The 17,946-nt window shown below is 40.7% G+C and carries 14 protein-coding genes; 9 read left to right on the forward strand and 5 right to left on the reverse strand.

Annotated elements, in window-relative coordinates:
- Positions 1-16: 16 nt before the first annotated feature.
- Both ggt and OCK74_RS25545 read left to right on the forward strand, forming a co-directional pair.
- Positions 17-1,723, forward strand: a complete 1,707-nt coding sequence (ggt, locus tag OCK74_RS25540; protein WP_279299950.1) for a gamma-glutamyltransferase — start codon at positions 17-19, stop codon at positions 1,721-1,723.
- 690 nt (positions 1,724-2,413) lie between these two features.
- The gene (locus OCK74_RS25545) at positions 2,414-3,103 is read left to right on the forward strand and encodes a porin family protein (protein ID WP_279299951.1); all 690 of its coding nucleotides are present in this window, start codon (positions 2,414-2,416) and stop codon (positions 3,101-3,103) included.
- A 55-nt stretch (positions 3,104-3,158) separates the two neighbouring features.
- On the opposite strand, the gene OCK74_RS25550 is transcribed toward OCK74_RS25545, so the two are convergent.
- Positions 3,159-3,878 (reverse strand): LysE family translocator, encoded by a 720-nt coding sequence (locus OCK74_RS25550; protein WP_279299952.1) that lies wholly within the window; start codon positions 3,876-3,878, stop codon positions 3,159-3,161.
- Between the two features lie 6 nt (positions 3,879-3,884).
- Positions 3,885-4,940 (reverse strand): hypothetical protein, encoded by a 1,056-nt coding sequence (locus OCK74_RS25555; RefSeq protein ID WP_279299953.1) that lies wholly within the window; start codon positions 4,938-4,940, stop codon positions 3,885-3,887.
- A 95-nt stretch (positions 4,941-5,035) separates the two neighbouring features.
- On the opposite strand from OCK74_RS25555, the gene OCK74_RS25560 reads away from it, so the two are divergent.
- Together OCK74_RS25560 and OCK74_RS25565 are read left to right on the forward strand one after the other, a co-directional pair.
- Entirely contained in the window at positions 5,036-5,863 is an 828-nt protein-coding gene (locus OCK74_RS25560) for a (Fe-S)-binding protein (protein WP_279299954.1), read from the forward strand.
- Between the two features lie 165 nt (positions 5,864-6,028).
- On the forward strand, positions 6,029-6,538 hold the full coding sequence (locus OCK74_RS25565) for a hypothetical protein (RefSeq protein WP_279299955.1): 510 nt from the start codon (positions 6,029-6,031) through the stop codon (positions 6,536-6,538).
- Between the two features lie 103 nt (positions 6,539-6,641).
- Here OCK74_RS25565 and OCK74_RS25570 read toward each other — a convergent pair whose 3' ends face one another.
- Positions 6,642-9,059 carry an outer membrane beta-barrel protein gene (locus OCK74_RS25570; RefSeq protein ID WP_279299956.1) on the reverse strand — a complete coding sequence of 806 codons (2,418 nt, stop codon included), beginning with the start codon at positions 9,057-9,059 and terminating at the stop codon, positions 6,642-6,644.
- Positions 9,060-9,230: 171 nt separating this feature from the next.
- On the opposite strand from OCK74_RS25570, the gene miaB reads away from it, so the two are divergent.
- The 4 genes from miaB to OCK74_RS25590 all read left to right on the forward strand — a co-directional run bounded on the left by miaB (position 9,231) and on the right by OCK74_RS25590 (position 13,888).
- On the forward strand, positions 9,231-10,649 hold the full coding sequence (gene miaB / locus OCK74_RS25575; RefSeq protein WP_279299957.1) for a tRNA (N6-isopentenyl adenosine(37)-C2)-methylthiotransferase MiaB: 1,419 nt from the start codon (positions 9,231-9,233) through the stop codon (positions 10,647-10,649).
- Between the two features lie 48 nt (positions 10,650-10,697).
- Positions 10,698-11,951 carry a sigma-54 interaction domain-containing protein gene (locus OCK74_RS25580; RefSeq protein ID WP_279299958.1) on the forward strand — a complete coding sequence of 418 codons (1,254 nt, stop codon included), beginning with the start codon at positions 10,698-10,700 and terminating at the stop codon, positions 11,949-11,951.
- Positions 11,952-12,057: 106 nt separating this feature from the next.
- A complete protein-coding gene (lptE, locus tag OCK74_RS25585; protein ID WP_279299959.1) occupies positions 12,058-12,582 on the forward strand; it encodes an LPS assembly lipoprotein LptE in 525 nt (174 codons plus the stop codon).
- 55 nt (positions 12,583-12,637) lie between these two features.
- A complete protein-coding gene (locus OCK74_RS25590) occupies positions 12,638-13,888 on the forward strand; it encodes an aspartate kinase (protein ID WP_279299960.1) in 1,251 nt (416 codons plus the stop codon).
- A gap of 75 nt (positions 13,889-13,963) precedes the next feature.
- Here OCK74_RS25590 and OCK74_RS25595 read toward each other — a convergent pair whose 3' ends face one another.
- The gene (locus OCK74_RS25595; protein WP_279299961.1) at positions 13,964-15,151 is read right to left on the reverse strand and encodes a L,D-transpeptidase family protein; all 1,188 of its coding nucleotides are present in this window, start codon (positions 15,149-15,151) and stop codon (positions 13,964-13,966) included.
- Positions 15,152-15,265: 114 nt separating this feature from the next.
- Complete coding sequence (gene hppD / locus OCK74_RS25600; protein ID WP_279299962.1) at positions 15,266-16,399, reverse strand: 4-hydroxyphenylpyruvate dioxygenase; 1,134 nt, start codon at positions 16,397-16,399, stop codon at positions 15,266-15,268.
- A 193-nt stretch (positions 16,400-16,592) separates the two neighbouring features.
- Between hppD and OCK74_RS25605 the strand changes: the two genes are divergently transcribed.
- Entirely contained in the window at positions 16,593-17,720 is a 1,128-nt protein-coding gene (locus OCK74_RS25605) for a 5-(carboxyamino)imidazole ribonucleotide synthase (protein WP_279299963.1), read from the forward strand.
- The last annotated feature ends 226 nt before the right edge of the window (positions 17,721-17,946 follow it).

A 17,946-nucleotide genomic window follows, 5' to 3' on the forward strand; every position in this document is an offset into this window, starting at 1 on the left:
TATATCTTATTATAGTATGGCAAGAATCCTGATTGTCATTTCCATATTCATTATCTGTTCCTGCTCAACACGTAAGTTTCCCGGACCTGAAAGCGTCAATTTCTATCAATATAGTTTTCAAAAAAGTGTCGTAGCCTCCCACGGAGCTGTGGTTTCTGCACACCCACTAGCTAGCCAGATTGGTGTAGAGATCATGAAGAAAGGAGGCAATGCAATAGACGCAGCCATAGCTACCCAATTGGCACTAGCTGTTGTATATCCCGGAGCTGGCAATATTGGAGGGGGTGGTTTTATGGTGGCTCATTTAGCAAATGGGAAACAAGTTGCACTTGATTTCAGGGAGAAAGCCCCTGCTTCGGCACACAGGAACATGTACCTGGATACGAACGGAAATGTAATCGCCAGTAAGAGCCTGAATGGCCATCTTTCCAGCGGCGTTCCGGGCACAATTGCGGGTTTGTTTGAAAGCATGCAATATGCAAAGCTTTCATTCAAAATATTGATACAACCGGCTATTGATTTGGCAGAGAAGGGTTTTGCAATAACTGAAAGAGAGGCAACTTCCCTTAATGAATTACAAAGTGATTTAAAGCAGTTTAATACTGTCCGCAGCGCTTTTCAAAAAGAATTACCGTGGAAAAAGGGAGATACCTTGATACAGAGGGAACTTGCGAATACTCTGATCAGAATCCGTGACCTTGGTGCTGCCGGATTTTACGAGGGCAAAACAGCCCTGTTGATTGTTGAAGAGATGAAACGAGGCGGCGGTATCATGACTTTAGATGATTTGAAAGGTTATAAAGCTAAATGGCGAACTCCTCACCAGTTTACTTACAAAGGTCACACGATTGTTTCTATGCCAATGCCAAGTAGTGGCGGTGTTTTGCTACACCAGATGATGAAAATGGTTGAAGATAAACCCTTACCGACGTTGGGATTTTTATCGCCCCTGGCAGTACAGTTAATGGTAGAATCTGAACGCAGGGCTTATGCAGACAGGGCTAAATATATGGGGGATCCCGACTTTTATCCTGTGCCAGTGGAGCAATTGACAAGTGAAAGCTATTTAAAAGAAAGAATGCATGATTTTGTAGCAGGTGTTGCTGGTAAAAGCGAGTCTATTGCACCTGGTACCATTAAAGAAAGTACCCAAACCACGCACATTAGTATTATAGACAGAGAAGGAAATGCAGTTTCCGTAACTACGACATTGAATAATTCTTATGGGAGCAAAACAGTAGTAGGTGGTGCAGGATTTCTCCTCAATGATGAAATGGATGATTTCAGTGCAAAGCCTGGTGTTCCTAACCTATATGGTGCTGTTGGAGGCGAAGCCAATGCTATAGAACCAGGCAAACGTATGCTTAGCTCAATGACACCAACCATCGTATTGAAAAATGGGGAACCATTTATTATAACAGGCACGCCAGGAGGAACAACAATTCCGACATCCGTATTCCAGACACTGGTGAATATTATAGATTTCAACTTATCAACCGAAGATGCTGTTAACAAGCCTAAGTTTCATCATCAATGGTTGCCTGATCTTGTTAGTGTTGAAGAAAGCTTTCCTTCCGAAGTTATATCGGCTTTGACCAGGATGGGTTATACAATCCAAAAGAGGGAAGCGATTGGTCGAGTGGAAACTATAAAGGTTCTTCCAGTGGGCAGATTTGAGGCTGTTGCTGATAATCGTGGGGATGACGCGGCGTATGGTTATTAGGGAATGAGGAATGGGGGAGAAAAGATGATAGATGGTAGATGATAGAAGGGAGTTTGAGGTTTGGAGTTTGAAGTTGGGGTTCAAAACTTGGAAGGTGGGGGTTGGTTTTGTACCTTTAGGCACAGTTCCATTGCCTCCGTTCTGGGCTTTGAAGGCGTTCTGCCTGCACGCTGTTTTCCCCTTATTTATGAGCATTTGCTCCATTCAGATCGAAGCATAGTCGAAAGATGGTCGAAGGATAGTCGAAGGATGGTCGAAGGATGGTCGAAGTAGCCTCGGCTTAAGTACGGCTAAAGTACGGCTGATGTACGGAGTTGGTACGGAGTAAGTAGGGAGTAGGCATCCAGTCAGCATGGAGTAGGAATGGGGTAGGTAGAGGGAATGGAGGGGCACTGTTGGAATACTCTAGGTATACTGATGGTATGCTTCAGGTATACTTAAGGTACGAAGGATGGATTCTGTTGAAGCGGACAAAGCGGTCATTTCCTGCCATTTTAGGCCAAAACGTCCACCAGGGTTTGGGGTGAGGGTAGGCAGCCCTAGCTTTAGGGGGTAAATGAATCAGCAAGATGAAACAGATCTACATTGATAACAGGGTCCGCCTGGTGGAGTTGGTGAATGGGCAATGGTCAATGGTGAATATGGGAGGGGTATATCTTTTGTAAATTATATTTATTACTTTAGGCGCTTATGAGAAATATTTACCTGAAAACTATAGTTACCAGTTTGTGTCTTTTTAGTGCTTTTGCATCATTTTCACAAGTGGAACTAGGCATCATCGGGGGGCCTCAAATTACATCTGCAAAATATAAAATCGAGGGAGAGGATCAACCCACTGATCATAAATATGGGGTTCAGGCCGGCTTAACCATGAAAGTTCCCTTTGAAAATAATTTATACTTTGCTCCAGCCTTTTATTACAGCCTCAAAGGCTATAAAGTCACTTTTAATAAAGGAGCTTTTCCTCCTTCTGATGAAGCTATCAATAATGATACAAAGATGCATACTGTTGAAACTGCAGCTTTGTTGCAATATGATCTATCCAAAAATCCAAATCACTTTTTTATTAAGGGTGGCTTTGCGGTGGATTTAATTATTAGTGGTAAGGAGCAGTTTGATGTACTCCCACGCGGAACCGTAAACCGGAATATGAAGTTTAGTTTTGGTGATTATGGTCGTATTACAGCATCTACCAACGTACATTTCGGTTATGAAACTAAAAGCGGCCTGATCATCTTTGCCCATTATGCACATGGTATCGGCAGTATGAACAATGCTGATTATGGACCAAGGATCTTTAACCGAATAGCAGGTATTTCTTTGGGGTATTTTTTGCGTAAAAATCCGAATGTACTGGATACAAAGGTGATCGATAAATAATCTGATCAAAAGGAATCCAATATAATGGATGTAATTGCAAGGTTGTTGTCAAAGATCAATCTTTAAGCGAGTTATCCTTCCTTTCAATCATTCTTTCTTCCCACTTATAAGGAACTTCTTCCGGGTGTTCCATTTGATGTAGCGGATCTTTCTTGCGGACCATTTTGATCGCTTGGATTATTGCGGTCAGCAAAAATATACCTCCTATAACCCAGTTTAAAATATTCTGATTGCTCGCAAGTTTATCAGCAATAAGTTTACCTCCGAATATAAAAACACAACTACCCAGTATGGTTCCTAATGCAATGCCAATGATATAAAAGTTATAGTGGCTGTTTCTAGGTAAAAGGATCTTTTTAGTAAACAAAACAGTGCTCCAGCCAAACCAGAAAGGTATTTGAACCGGATTAATAGCACTCATCAATAGTCCCAGCCAAAAGCGGTGCAGGGTGCTGCTCAGGATCACATTTTTCTTGACAGATGGATGTGCTGCTGCATAAAAGGAAGAAACTGCAAGTGCCAGTACAATCAACAGGGTAAGCCATTCCAGGATCATGAATAGCTTTTGCTGTTTGCGCACCCAGTCCATAGCGATCAATGAAAGCCTTACATATATTATTTCAACCAGCAGAGCTCCTGCAGCAAAGTTTGCAGCAGGAAAAATACCATCAGTGATAGAAATTTGCATTACGGCAACATTCAACGTTCCCAACGGCAAAGAACCTAGGAATGAGATGAACATCCCAGTAATCAGTATGCGAAACAGTTTAGCCATTCTTTTTTATATCAGGATTTTTGTATCCCATTCCTCCAGAATCTCAAAGTGTTTTTTGGATTGTTGCAAAAACTTCCAGCCTTTTAAAAAAGACCAATATGGTGTTCCATTCCGGTGGTTATATCGCGAAATCCTGAATAATACTTTCCAGTGCATGAGAATTTCTTTATAGGCCTGGAATAAGGAATAACCCATGTTGTAAACGTGGTTTGGCTCAGCTCCACTCCCATTAAATTCCAAAATGACGAAGTTTTTGCCCTGTTTCAAGTCTTCAATAGACTTACATTTAATATCATACCGCCCATAATAAAAGTTGGTATTCAAGCTTAATTCGTCGAAGATGAGGTGCAGATCTTCGTCAATTTCATGTTTTAGATTGACAAAACGGGCGCCACGGTTAAGATTAGCTGCATAGGTTAAGAAAAACCTCTCCCCTTTTGGCAAAACCATTTCCAGGTTGTCAGCATGTTTGATACGCATTTCTTCCAGGCGGTATTTAGCTTTGGGGTGTGCCTGTATCAGTTCAATTATTTTGCTTTTGCCGTCTCCAATGACCTCCATTAATTCTTTCTGTATAAAGCCAGTGATCACGCCCTTCTTTTGGTTGGGGTAGCGATAATAAAACACACTGATTTCCAAAGGGTACAATACCAGATCTTGAATTATATATTCGACCTGCATATTCTGGTGATAGTAAAGAAGAGCCTTTTCCTGGTCAACTTTCCGGAAGAGCAAACCTTTCATGCCCACATCAGGTTTTACGCAAAAGGGATATGTAAAACCGTGATCTGTTAATTTCTTTAAAAGGATTTCTTTTGGTTCTCCGGGTTGAATGTATATAGTTTTGGGATAGAGGTCTTTTGGCAATTGCTCGTACATTTCCTTTTTCCCTTCTCCTTCGAATCCTCCAAAAGTTATCGTTGGATTAGATGAACTGAAAAACCATACTGAGCCGGATCGAAGACAATACCAGATCCAAACAGGCGTAATAGCCAAATAGCGCAGCTTAAATGGCCACAATTCCCAGTTGACAAGTTTTTCCCAAATGCTCTTAACATTCATAAGGGCGGCAAAAATAGATAATTTGAATACTAAAATTATTATCTTAACAAAACGGGGAACTTATGATCTTCCTGACAAAATAAAATATAAACTGCATGCACATTAAAACTATGGCTGAAGCCTTTGCTGCCGGCGAATCGCCTGAAATCCTGTTTTGGGTAGGTTGTGCCGGTTCGTTTGATCAGAGGGCTCAGAGGATAACTAAAGCATTTGCCACCATTTTACATGCTACCGGGATTGATTTTGCTATACTTGGAAAAGAAGAAATGTGCACTGGCGATCCGGCCAGGAGGGCTGGTAATGAGTTTTTATTCCAGATGATGGCTTACCAGAACATCCAAATATTAAATAATTACAATGTAAAAAAGATAGTTACTGCTTGTCCGCACTGCTTTAATATCATCAAAAATGAATATCCTGAGTTGGGCGGTAATTATGAGGTCGTTCATCATACCACATTATTGCAACAGCTGATTGATGAAGGGAGGATCAAACTAAAAGAGGGCGGTACTTTTAAAGGACAGCGGATCACCTATCATGACAGTTGCTACCTTGGGCGGGGCAATGGTATTTATGAAGCTCCAAGGAAAGTATTGGAAGCTCTTGACGCTGAATTGGTTGAAATGAAGCGCTGTGGTAAAAATGGTTTTTGCTGTGGTGCCGGCGGTGCCCAGATGTTCAAGGAGGAAGAACCTGGAAAGATCCGCGTGAATTGGGAAAGGGCTAATGAAGCGATCAATACAGGTTCAACTATTGTGGCTTCAGCCTGCCCGTTTTGCAATACTATGCTTACGGATGGAGTGAAGGGCGCTGAAAAGGAGGAGACGGTGAAGGTGATGGATATTGCGGAGTTGGTGGAAAGGAGTCTTATGCCCCAGCACACCCCTGGTCCGCCTGAGGCGGAGAGGGACAGCGCTGCGTAGCCTTGGCTGTATAATAATATTCATTAAATATGAAGCCCTCACTATAATTGAGGGCTTTTTTTTATTTAATAGGTTTTGTGCGTGGATGCTCTCCGCCTAAGGCGGACTGGGGGTGTGGGCTGGGATGTGATTTGGAGAGTGGTTGGGGGATATTATCTTTGCAGCATGAACTTAGAATTTATTCAATTATTACCGGAAACATTTTCTCCTCATAGTCGTGTTTGGATATATCAAAGCAGCAGGTTATTTACTTTGTCGGAAGCTTTGGAAATAGAAGCACTGATCAATAAATTTTGTGGAGAGTGGCAATCGCATGGGGACTCAGTAAAGGCATATGGAAACCTTTTCTTTGGTCAATTTTTGGTATTGATGGCTGATGAAAGCCAGACAAGCGTTGGCGGATGTAGCACAGACAGTTCTATGCGCTTTGTCAAACAGTTAGGACAGCAATTTAAGGTTGATTTCTTTGATCGTAACGGGCTGGCTTTTGTGGTAAAAGACAAGGTTCAGGTACTTCCAATGAACCAACTTCAGTATGCATTTGAGAACAATTTTATTGATCCTGAAACTCTTTATTTTAATAATACTGTCCTTACCAAGGCTGAAATGGAATCTAACTGGATCATTCCTGTAAAGGCTTCGTGGATTGCTAAGAGGTTGAAGATGGAAGTGTAGGCACAGCCTCTCCACCCCGGTCTCCCCCCGGTCCGCCTGAGGCGGAGAGGGCAGCGCTACGCAGCCTTGGCGGTATAATAATATTCATAAAATATGAAGCCCTCTACTTATTAGGAAGTTGGGGGCCTTTCTTTTTAGGGGTTAGGTGTGTGGCTTTTTTGACCTTTTTACTAATGTTATAACTTAGGCTAAGCCTGTAGCTCCTGGATTGAGCAGCAGAGAAGCTCTCGACTGTAAAGTTCTTTCCATAGGTGAATGTGCGGTTTTGCTGCTGTGTAAATGGATCTATTGCATTCAACGTAACCGTCATTTTCTTATTCAGTAGCCTTGCTTGAAAGCCCAGGTTCATACTAAGGCTGCTTCGTACTTTTCCCTGAGGGTTGGCAAAACGGTTAAATGTAAAACTACCTGTAGTGGTATAGAGATCTTTCAGGGTATAATTAGCATTCATATTGGTGCTCAATGAGCCGCCGTCCCTGTAATTACGTTCCCTTTTATCATAATCGTTGTAGGTGTTATAAGTATAAGTGGCGCTCAGGTTTATCCTTGTTTTCTTAGCTAAGGTGTAGCCACTCCAAGTGCTGATTTCATATTCTTTACGCCCCGAGATGTTTTGCCATGTGATTTTTGTTTTTTCGTCATCCATCAGTACCCGGATCTGGCTGAAAATATCTTCAACAATGTTATATCCTAATCCCAGGTTGGCGTAGAATAATTTGTTTGACTTTCCAAATACGAGATCAAAATTGTGCGACAGGGAAGCCTCCAGGTCAGGATTCCCCATCCTGATATTATATGCATCAGAAAAGTCAATAGATGGATTTTGCTCATTAATGCCGGGACGCCGAATTGTGCGTCTATATGAAACAGTCATTGACAGGTCATTCACCCAGTTTCTATTGAAGTTGAAAAACGGCAGCAAACTCCAATATTGGTTTGAAGTGTCAGAATTGGTCCTGTACAATTCAAATAACGTATTGGTGGCTTCCAAGTTGGCTCCTGCTGATAAACTAAATCCAGGAGCAAAAACATGTTTCACGGATCCCCTGACATTTTTTATGAATTGATGGTACCGGAAATTATTCGATAAAGAATCCATGGACCGGAAGTTCATATCGTACCTGCCTTTCGAATTCGCGTCTACTATAATATGCGAATTGGAAACATTGTAATAAGAACCAAACGAAAGTGATGTTTTTTTGTTTTGTAAAGGCAGGTCATAACTTGCTCTTATATTATACCCGTTTGTTTGATTATCTGTGAACTGTTGTTGTGTAGAATCGTACCAAGGTGTTTGGTCCGGATAGAAATATTGCTGGTAAAAAATGCGGTCATTTTCGCTTGTGGAAGACAACAGATTTGTATACAATCTGAAGACATTACCCGGTTTCTTAGCCCGGAAAGTATAATTTATACTCAGATTGGGATTGTAATTATTTCCTGTAGTTGCATTATTTCTTTGGCTTAGCTTATACAATTGTTCAAAGCGATTAAAGTTCTGATAGCGCGTAAGATTACCATTATCCAGGCCATTCTGATTGTACTGCAGAACGAAGTTCAATGCATGCTGCTTATTGATCTCGTAATCGATATTAGCCCTAAGATTGGGACGGAAGTTTTTATTATTATAATTATTATTTGTATTCAGATGATTCACAGAATCTTTATAGGTATTTTCCCTGATGGAGTAACCGTTTCCTAAAGTGCGGTTATAACCTGCGCCTGCAGTTATATTAATGACTAATCCCTGTTTCCTATAATTATAATTACCATTGACTCCCGCCTCTCCTCTAGTTCCTGCATAAACTGTTACCCTACCAGAAACCCCTACCCTCCCTTTCCTGGTTACAATATTGATCACGCCTCCTTGTTCCGCCGCGTATTGAGGCGGAGGATTGGTCATCACTTCAATTTTTTCAATAGAACTCCCGGGCATAGATTCCAAAAGGTCCTGTAATTGTTGCAAATTCAGTTCAACCGGTTTATCATCTATCAGGATTTTTGGTTCTTTCCCCTTGACTGTAATATTTCCTGAAGGGTCTTTCGTAACCAGGGGGACATTGGTCAATAATTCTCCAGCATTGCTGGAAGCGCTCAAAGCAGATTCACCAACATTGTATGTGATATTTCCCTCCTTGCTTTCTATCAGGGGTTTTTCAGCGTAAACGACCACTTCTTTCAAACCCTGGGCTGCTCCGCCAGCCTTCAATTCAAGATCATTCAGATTAAAGTCGTAGCGCTCTTCGCGAAAGAAAATACTATCGATAAATAAAGGTGCAAATCCAACATGGCTTATCCGCAATTGATAGCGTCCAAACTGAATATTACCGAAAGAAAACTCCCCTTCCTTATCAGAAGTTGTTGATCTTATCACGGAACTATCTTTCAATAAAACCAATTGAGCAGTAGCGCCAGCAATGGCTTTTTTCTTTTCATCAACAATATTCCCAGTTAAAATACCTGTTTGGGCTTTGACTAAAAAAGTGCTGAGCAATAAGATTAAAAGTACGGAACACCTCATCAGTATCAAAGGTAACTGATGAGATCAAGAAAACATAAAACACAGGGTTATAAGGCATTAGGTGATCAGAATTGATTTTTGAGTTGTGGAATCAAATACTTCTTAAAATCTGCCATCCTGTCACAGTCCTAAGTTGAATTGGTTATCTTTGCAGCCAATTTTTTAGATTTTATGTTGGAAATAGCTACCAAAGTGCATGATGAAGCCCGTCAGGGCGAGGCTTTTGCGCCTTTTGCCAATGACCCCAATAAATACCAGCGTCGTTTTTATATAGAAAGCTATGGGTGCCAGATGAATTTTAGTGATAGTGAAATTGTTGCTTCCATTTTGAATGGAGAAGGATTTGGCGCCACCCGCAATTTTGAAGATGCAGATCTCATATTATTAAATACCTGCTCTATCAGGGAAAAGGCGGAACAAACTGTTCGTAAACGTCTTACTGAATTTAAAAAGCTGAAGCAGAGCCGCCCCTCCCTTTTGATCGGTGTACTTGGGTGCATGGCTGAGCGCCTGAAATCTAAATTCCTGGAAGAAGAAAAGCTGGTGGATATTGTTGTCGGCCCAGATGCATACAGGGCTTTACCACAGCTTATTACAGAAGCTGATGGCGGACAAAAAGCTGTAAATGTATTACTGAGCAGGGAAGAAACCTATGCCGATATTTCTCCTGTACGTTTAAACAGTAATGGGATTACTGCATTTGTTAGTATCATGCGCGGCTGTAATAACATGTGTACTTTTTGTGTGGTTCCATTTACCAGAGGAAGGGAAAGAAGCCGTGACCATCAAAGTATCCTAAAAGAATGTGCAGAGCTTTTTGAAGCCGGTTATAAAGAGGTAACCCTATTAGGCCAGAATGTTGACAGCTATTATTATAGTTCAGAAGGCAGTCAGCCTGTAACCTTTGCGCAACTTTTGGAAATGGTGGCATTGATCTCACCAGACCTGCGTGTGCGCTTCTCGACCTCACATCCGAAAGATATTACTGATGATGTTTTGCATACTATGGCCAAACATGAGAACATTTGCAAATACATTCATTTGCCTTTACAAAGTGGATCTACCCGCGTTTTACAACTGATGAACCGCAGTTATAGTCGTGAGTGGTATAAGGCTAAAGTGGAAAGGATCCGTGAGCTCATGCCTGATTGTGGCATCTCATCCGATATCATTGCTGGATTTTGTACAGAAACTGAAGAAGACCACCAGGACACCTTAAACCTGATGGAGTTTTCCCAGTATGACATGAGTTATATGTTTTTCTATAGTGAACGGCCAGGTACACTCGCGCAGCGCCGCTATGCTGATGATGTTCCTGAGGAGGTGAAAAAGCGCCGTTTGCAAGAAATTGTAGAAATGCAGAATGGCTTATCATTAAAGAGTAACCAGAATGATCTTGGTAAGACTTTCAAGGTGTTGATTGAAGGCACTTCTAAACGCAGTGAGCTGCATTGGATGGGCCGCAGCAGCCAGAACAAAGTGATTGTTTTTGCGAAGGAATCTTATGATTTAAAACCAGGAGACTATGTTCATGTAAAAGTGAACGATTGTACCCAAGCCACTTTACTGGGCGAAATAGTGGTTAACTAATCGTTATTTTCAATTCAGACGAAATCAAGTATTAAACGAAATCACAGAATGACAGATATCCAAAGCATTAAAAACAGGTTTGGCATTATAGGCAATTCGCCAGCACTTAATTACGCTTTACAGGTGGCGGTACAGGTGGCAAATACAGATCTGACTGTACTCATTGTAGGTGAAAGTGGTGTCGGCAAGGAAGCTTTTTCACATATCATACATACGCTTTCTGCACGAAAGCATAATCCTTTTATTGCTGTAAACTGTGGGGCTATTCCTGAAGGGACTATAGATTCGGAGTTATTTGGACATGAGAAGGGTTCATTTACAGGAGCTGTTGACAGCCGGAAAGGTTACTTTGAAACCGTGAACGGTGGAACAATTTTCCTGGATGAAATTGGGGAAATGCCATTAGGCACCCAGGCACGCCTTCTTCGTGTATTGGAATCAGGAGAGTTCATACGAGTCGGTTCATCTAAAGTTCAAAAAACTGATGTGCGGGTAATTACTGCAACTAATAAAGATCTATTACAACTTGTAGAACACAACAAGTTTCGCGAAGATCTTTATTACCGATTGAATACGGTGCCCATTCGAGTTCCGGCTTTGCGGGACAGAAAGGAAGACATCATAACACTCTTCAGGAAATTTGCTGTTGATTTTGCTGAGCGCTACCGAACTACCCCCATTCAACTGGATGAGGTGGCCAAGAATAAGTTGATCAATTATCCCTGGCCTGGTAATGTGCGGGAATTAAAAAATATAGCAGAACAGATTTCTGTTTTAGCTACAGACAGGCACGTTAATGGAAGAGAGTTAGATAGGTTTTTACCTATCATTAATAATCCAAACCGCTTACCCATCCTGGCTCACCAGAATGGAGGAGGGCAGCAACACGAGTTTGCTAACGAAAGAGAAATTTTGTATAAACTCTTTTTTGATATGAAAAAGGACGTAACGGAATTGAAGCGTCTTTTCGTTGAAGTGATGCAAAACCCTTCACTGGCGCATCAGAATCCGTCTATTCTCAATGAGATCAAAGAACTGCACCAGTCGCAAGAACATATGCAACCGGTATTGGTGCATCAACCTGTAGCGTCACAGGCTCAGCAGCCTTTAATCATGCATAAAGAAGATATACAAGAGCATGAAGAAGTAGAAGAAAGCCTGAATATTATGGACAAAGAAAAGGAGTTGATCATTAAGGCCTTGAAGAAGCATAAAGGCAAAAGAAAAGATGCGGCATCTGATTTAGGAATCAGTGAGCGTACTTTATACCGGAAGCTAAAAGAATATGATATAGACGAGTGAGGCTGTTGATTTTCAGGATTTAAGGAAATTAAAAAGGAAATCAAATAAGTGGCTTACTTAGTTGTATAAAATAAATTTAGAGTCATAAATAATTTATGGTAAAATAATGAAAAGACGTTTTGGGATTTCTGCATTCATCGTATTCATTAGTTTTATTTTCATCAATACCGTTTTTTCTCCGGGATGTGGTGTATACAGTTTTGCTGATGTATCTATACCTGACAGTATTAAAACAGTACGTGTCAATTTTATTGAAAATAAGGCCCGGTATGTTAATCCTCAACTAAGTCCACAGCTGACGGACAAATTACGGCAGAAGATCTTAAGTCAAACCCGGCTGACACAAACCAATAATGATAATGCACATTTAGATATAAGTGCGGAGGTGAGAGATTATTCAATTAGTACTTCCGGTATTTCTGAAAGTCAAACCCAAATGAACCGCCTAACTGTTGGTGTGCATCTGACTGTAAACAATCGATTAAGCAATACAACAGAAGAATATGATGTAAGCCGGAGTTTTGAATTTAATGCCAATCTTTCGTTACAGGCGGCTGAACGTCAGTTACTTGATGAAATGGTGCGTAGCCTTACAGATGATATGTTTAACCGAATGTTTTCCAACTGGTAAAGGTTTATTATACTCCATTGTAGTTAATACATAATTTCAAAGCTCAATTTCAGATATGAAGGTTTTTAAGTTCGGAGGAGCATCAGTAGATTCAGTTGAACGGATTCGCAATCTTAAAAGAATTCTGCAGTCTTATTCTCACGACAAAATCTTGGTGGTTGTATCAGCTATTGGAAAAACCACCAATGCCTTAGAGGAAGTCGTTAATGCGTTTTATAGCAAGGAAAAGCAGTTAGCTCTTGAATTATTTGATGCTATAAAGCAAAAGCATTTACAAATTGCAGAAGAATTATCAAGTCAACCTATAGATCAACTAACAGATTTGTTTACTGAAGTGGAATGGTTACTTCACGATAAGCCTGTAAGAGAGTACGACTATTATTACGACCAGGTTGTATGCATAGGGGAACTGCTTTCCACTAGCATTATCAGTAACTTTTTAAATGTTTCAGGTATTCATAATAAATGGGTAGACGTCAGGGATATTATCAGAACAGACGATAATTTCCGTGATGCCAGGATTGATTGGAATTATACCAATGCAAGGGTCCAGAATGCCATAGTCCCCTTTTTTAATGATTATAATATAGTCATTACACAAGGTTTTATAGGATCGACCGGTGAAAATGAAAGCACAACATTAGGCCGGGAGGGCAGTGATTATACGGCTGCTGTTTTTGCCAACTTACTGGCTTGCAGGAGCCAAACCATTTGGAAAGATGTCCAGGGGGTTTTGAATGCTGATCCTAAACTATATACCAAGGCGGAATGGATCAAAGAGTTGAATTATAAAGAAGTGATCGAGATGGCTTATTACGGAGCCCAGGTCATTCACCCTAAAACTATAAAGCCCTTACAGAATAAGGGAATTCCTCTTTATGTCAGGTCATTTCTCCAACCCGAGTCAGAGGGCACTGTGATTCACGACCGTAACGTGAACCACTTACCTCCTATTATAGTATATAAGAAAAACCAGGTTCTGATAGAATTAAGTTCGAAAGATTATTCTTTTGTAAGTGAAGGACTGAACACTGAAGTTGAGGAGTTGTTTCAGCAGTTCAAGTTCAAACCGAACTTAACTCAGATAGCGGCCATAAGCATGCTTTATGTTGTAGATGACCGTCAAAATAAAATTGAACCATTTGTATTCAAGGCTGCTGAGCAATTTGATGTAAAAGTCACTAAAGGGTTAACCTTGCTTACCATAAGGCATTATTCAGAAAATATACTTCAAGAACTTATTGAGGGAAAAGTGTTGTTGCAACAGCAGACACCGGAAACGGCACAAGTACTGATGCAACTATAAACCTTTTAATAAATGCAAAGCCCCGGCGGATGAGCAATCAGCGCGGGGCTTTATTTATATATTATATGAATTCAATTATTCAATTGCAAAACCCTGTCTTATTCTCTTAGCAACAGGTTTATCGTTCAGAACAGCAGGTTTCCATTGGGGCATGCGTTCTAAAACAGTAATCAATTCGTCATCAAATTCCTCGTTAACGCCTTTAACCATCTTAAAGTTGGTTGGTGTTCCATCTGTATCAACAATAAACTCTACGACTACATAAGCCTTCTTTTTTCCATCGGGCAGCGATTTTACCAGGGCATTTCCCATTTCTTCCAAATATTTTAAGAAGTAGTTACCACCACCAGGAAACTCAGGCCATTTATGCACAGCTTCTGCTATATTGGAGACGTCTCTTACACGATGAGGTACCGGCTCCCTTTTGGGCGTCGGTACAGGGGCAGGTTTAACTACCAGCCCATCATACACATAATCTCCGTGAATATTAGTCATGATTATTGGAAGCTGATGTGTCAATTCAAAGTGCTCGTAGACATTTTTCAGATTTTCTGTAAACTGTTTCAATTGGCTATCTGTTTTTGTCAGGGTAGCCAAGTAATCAGCACTTCTTTTTTTATTGTACCTAATTGGAAAAATGTGTACAGGGATGAAATCCTGTCCATTGCTTTTGGCATGAGCGGCAAGGATGTAAATTTCTTCGATCTGCTGATCATTTACTGGGATGCAGCCCACAGTAACACAACTCCCATGAATGTATATATCGCCTCCCGGGCGGTATAAATCGCTCAATACTTTGTCTGAAGGATTGGGGTAATTCACCTTCAGCGATAAGTTGTAAGTGCTTTTCGGGTTAAACTCATTGATATAGTAAAATCCTTCAGGTACCTGATAATCACCTTCCATTCTTTTTGGTCCTAATGAACCTGCCAATGCGCAGACTTTATAGGTTTTAAATAATTGGTATGGATCCTTGCGGTCATTCTTTACCCAAATTTCCAGTTCACTATCATACTTAAATGAACGTACGTACACATATTTGGCTGGCCATTCCAGTTTTTTGGCCGCGAATTGCTTTTGCAAAGTATCTTCTTTACGTTTCAGAGCGTCGCCCGGGCGGGGTAACGTGCGCTGAAAATCAATAAAGGATAAAGGCGCAGTACGGCTTACGGCACTGGCACCCTGGCTTATTGCACTAGCTCCCTGGCCAAAAGCAAAATAAGATTCAACAACTACAAAAAGGAGTATAACTATTCGTTTCATATCAATTTCTTACCCTCTAAACAACCGGCAATTTCGGTAACAAAATTCAAACAAATTATGAAATTGCCCGATTATTAAAGGATTAACATGAATTTTAACCAGGTACATGCGATCTTACAAATTTCCCCTGGCCTCCTGTTCCCTTTCCAAAGCTTCAAACAAGGCTTTAAAGTTTCCCTTACCAAAACTTTTTGCACCTTTTCGCTGGATGATTTCAAAAAATAGTGTAGGCCGGTCTTGTACGGGCTTGGAAAATAACTGAAGCAAATAGCCTTCCTCATCCCTGTCAACCAAGATGCCGTGTTCCTTGAGGGGTTCCAGGTCTTCATCTATCTTTCCCACCCTATCTAAAAGGTTATCATAGTAAGTTTGAGGCACACGGAGGAATTCAACTCCCCGGGATCTCAAGTGTGAAACTGTGTGAACAATATCATTGGTAGCCAGGGCTACATGCTGCACGCCTTCGCCGTTATAAAATTCCAGGTATTCTTCAACCTGTGATTTCTTTTTTCCTTCTGCGGGCTCATTAATTGGAAATTTCACATAACCATTACCGCTACTCATCACTTTACTCATCAGAGCAGAATATTCAGTGGAAATGTCTTTATCATCGAACGAAAGGATGTTTTTAAAGCCCATAACATCCTCATAGAATTTTACCCATTGATTCATCCGATTCCATCCAACATTCCCTACGCAGTGGTCTACATAGAGTAAGCCTGTCGGCTCGGGTTTGAAGTATTCATTTTCCCATTTTCTAAATCCTGGCATGAATGGTCCATTATAATTCTTACGTTCAATAAAGAGATGGACGGTATCTCCATAAGTGTGGATGCCACTAGTCACTACCTCGCCCCAATCATCGGTCATTCTCTGAGGTTTCTGAAAACTTTTAGCGCCCCGCTTTGTGGTTTGCATCCAGGCATCAGAAGCATCCTGAACCCTCAAAGCAAGGAACTTAACACCATCGCCGTGTTTATATATATGATCTGCAATTTCATTTTCGAAGCGTAAAGGCGTTGTTAACACGAAAGTCAGTTTATTCTGACGCAGTACGTAGCTGACTTTTTCCCTTACCCCTGTTTCAGGACCCGCATAAGCAATCGCCTGAAATCCAAAAGCAGTCATATAATAATGAGCTGCCTGCTTTGCATTGCCCACATAAAATTCTACAAAATCAGTTCCTTCTAAAGGGAGGAAGTCTGTTTGCGTTGTACTGTCTTGTTTTGGACTGGCAAGTGTAGACATAATGATTATTTGAAGAGGTTATCAATTTATGTACAAAAAGTATGCTGTTTCAAACAAGAAATCAAGAATGAAAACCTTAGTTCCTGCTATTATAAATAAATTATTTGAATCATAAGACACATAATCAACAAATCCGGTTTTCTTCTTATTAGTTCCTAGTTCTTACTTCGTAATTCGTACTTACTTTTGTCTGATGCAAAAAGTAGGAATTTTAGGCGGCGGACAATTAGGCAGGATGTTGTTACAGGCTGCAGCTAACTATCCTGTTGAAACACATGTTTTGGAAAATGACGATAACTGCCCAGCAGCGCACCTATGCAGGCATTTTATCAAAGGTGACATCCGTGATTTTGACACGGTATATAATTTCGGTAAGAACCTGAATGCCATTACCATCGAGATTGAGAATGTGAATGTGGAAGCTTTAGAAAAGTTAGAGCAAGAGGGTGTACAGGTATTTCCAAAGCCTTCGGTTTTGCGCACCATTAAAAATAAAGTGTTGCAAAAACAATACTACCATGAACATGGTATTCCAACTGCTGAGTTCACTATCCTGCAATCCAACCAGGAAATATTTGATTGGGCACACCTTCTACCGGGTGTACAGAAGTTGGCGACTGGAGGTTATGACGGGAAGGGCGTACAAATTATAGAAGATCTTTCCTCTTCACATTTTGGATTTGATGAACACAGTGTATTGGAGAAAAAAATCAAGATCAAGAAGGAAGTAGCACTTATGATCGCAGTAGGACAGGATGGAAAAACAGCATTGTATCCACCTGTTGAGATGTTATTCAATAAAGACCTGAATTTGCTTGATTTTCAAATTTGTCCTGCAGACATTGGAAAAGAGGTTTGGTGGAAAGCTGAAGCGATTTCCCTATCCGTAGTACGCAATTTTAATTCTCCAGGATTGTTTGCTGTTGAATTGTTTGTTGATGAGAACAATGAAGTATTTGTAAACGAAACAGCTCCCCGTGTTCATAACAGCGGCCACCACACTATTGAAGCCCATTATTCATCTCAATTTGACATGCTCTGGCGTATCATTTTAGGTTATCCACTAGGAAACACAAAGTATATTCTACCTTCTGCTATTATTAATCTTATCGGAAGTGACAATCATTCCGGTGAGCCTTATTATAATGGTTTGGAAGAGGTGCTTAGTATTGATAATGCCTTTCTGCATTTATATGGCAAACAGCAAACGAAGCCAGGCAGAAAAATGGGACACGTTACTGTATTGAGTTCAGAAAGAGCCGATCTCATTTATAAAGCCAATAAAATTAAACAAGCACTTACCGTGATCACCAAAGAATGATGTAAGTGGCAAAAATTAAATGAAGCTTCCGAAGAAGCTTCATTTGTTTTTGGAGTTAAGATGTCGGTACAGATTAAGAGACTTTCTGGTAAGCTTCTTTGCGTTGCAGTACTTTTTCTACGGCACCTACGATGTGTTCGGCATCCAGGCCGTACTTCTTCATCAGCTGGGCTGGTGTGCCACTCTCCCCAAAGCTGTCATTGACCGCTACATATTCCATCGGCAC

The organism is Paraflavisolibacter caeni (assembly GCF_025628885.1).
Classification (GTDB): Bacteria; Bacteroidota; Bacteroidia; order Chitinophagales; family Chitinophagaceae; genus Flavisolibacter; species Flavisolibacter caeni.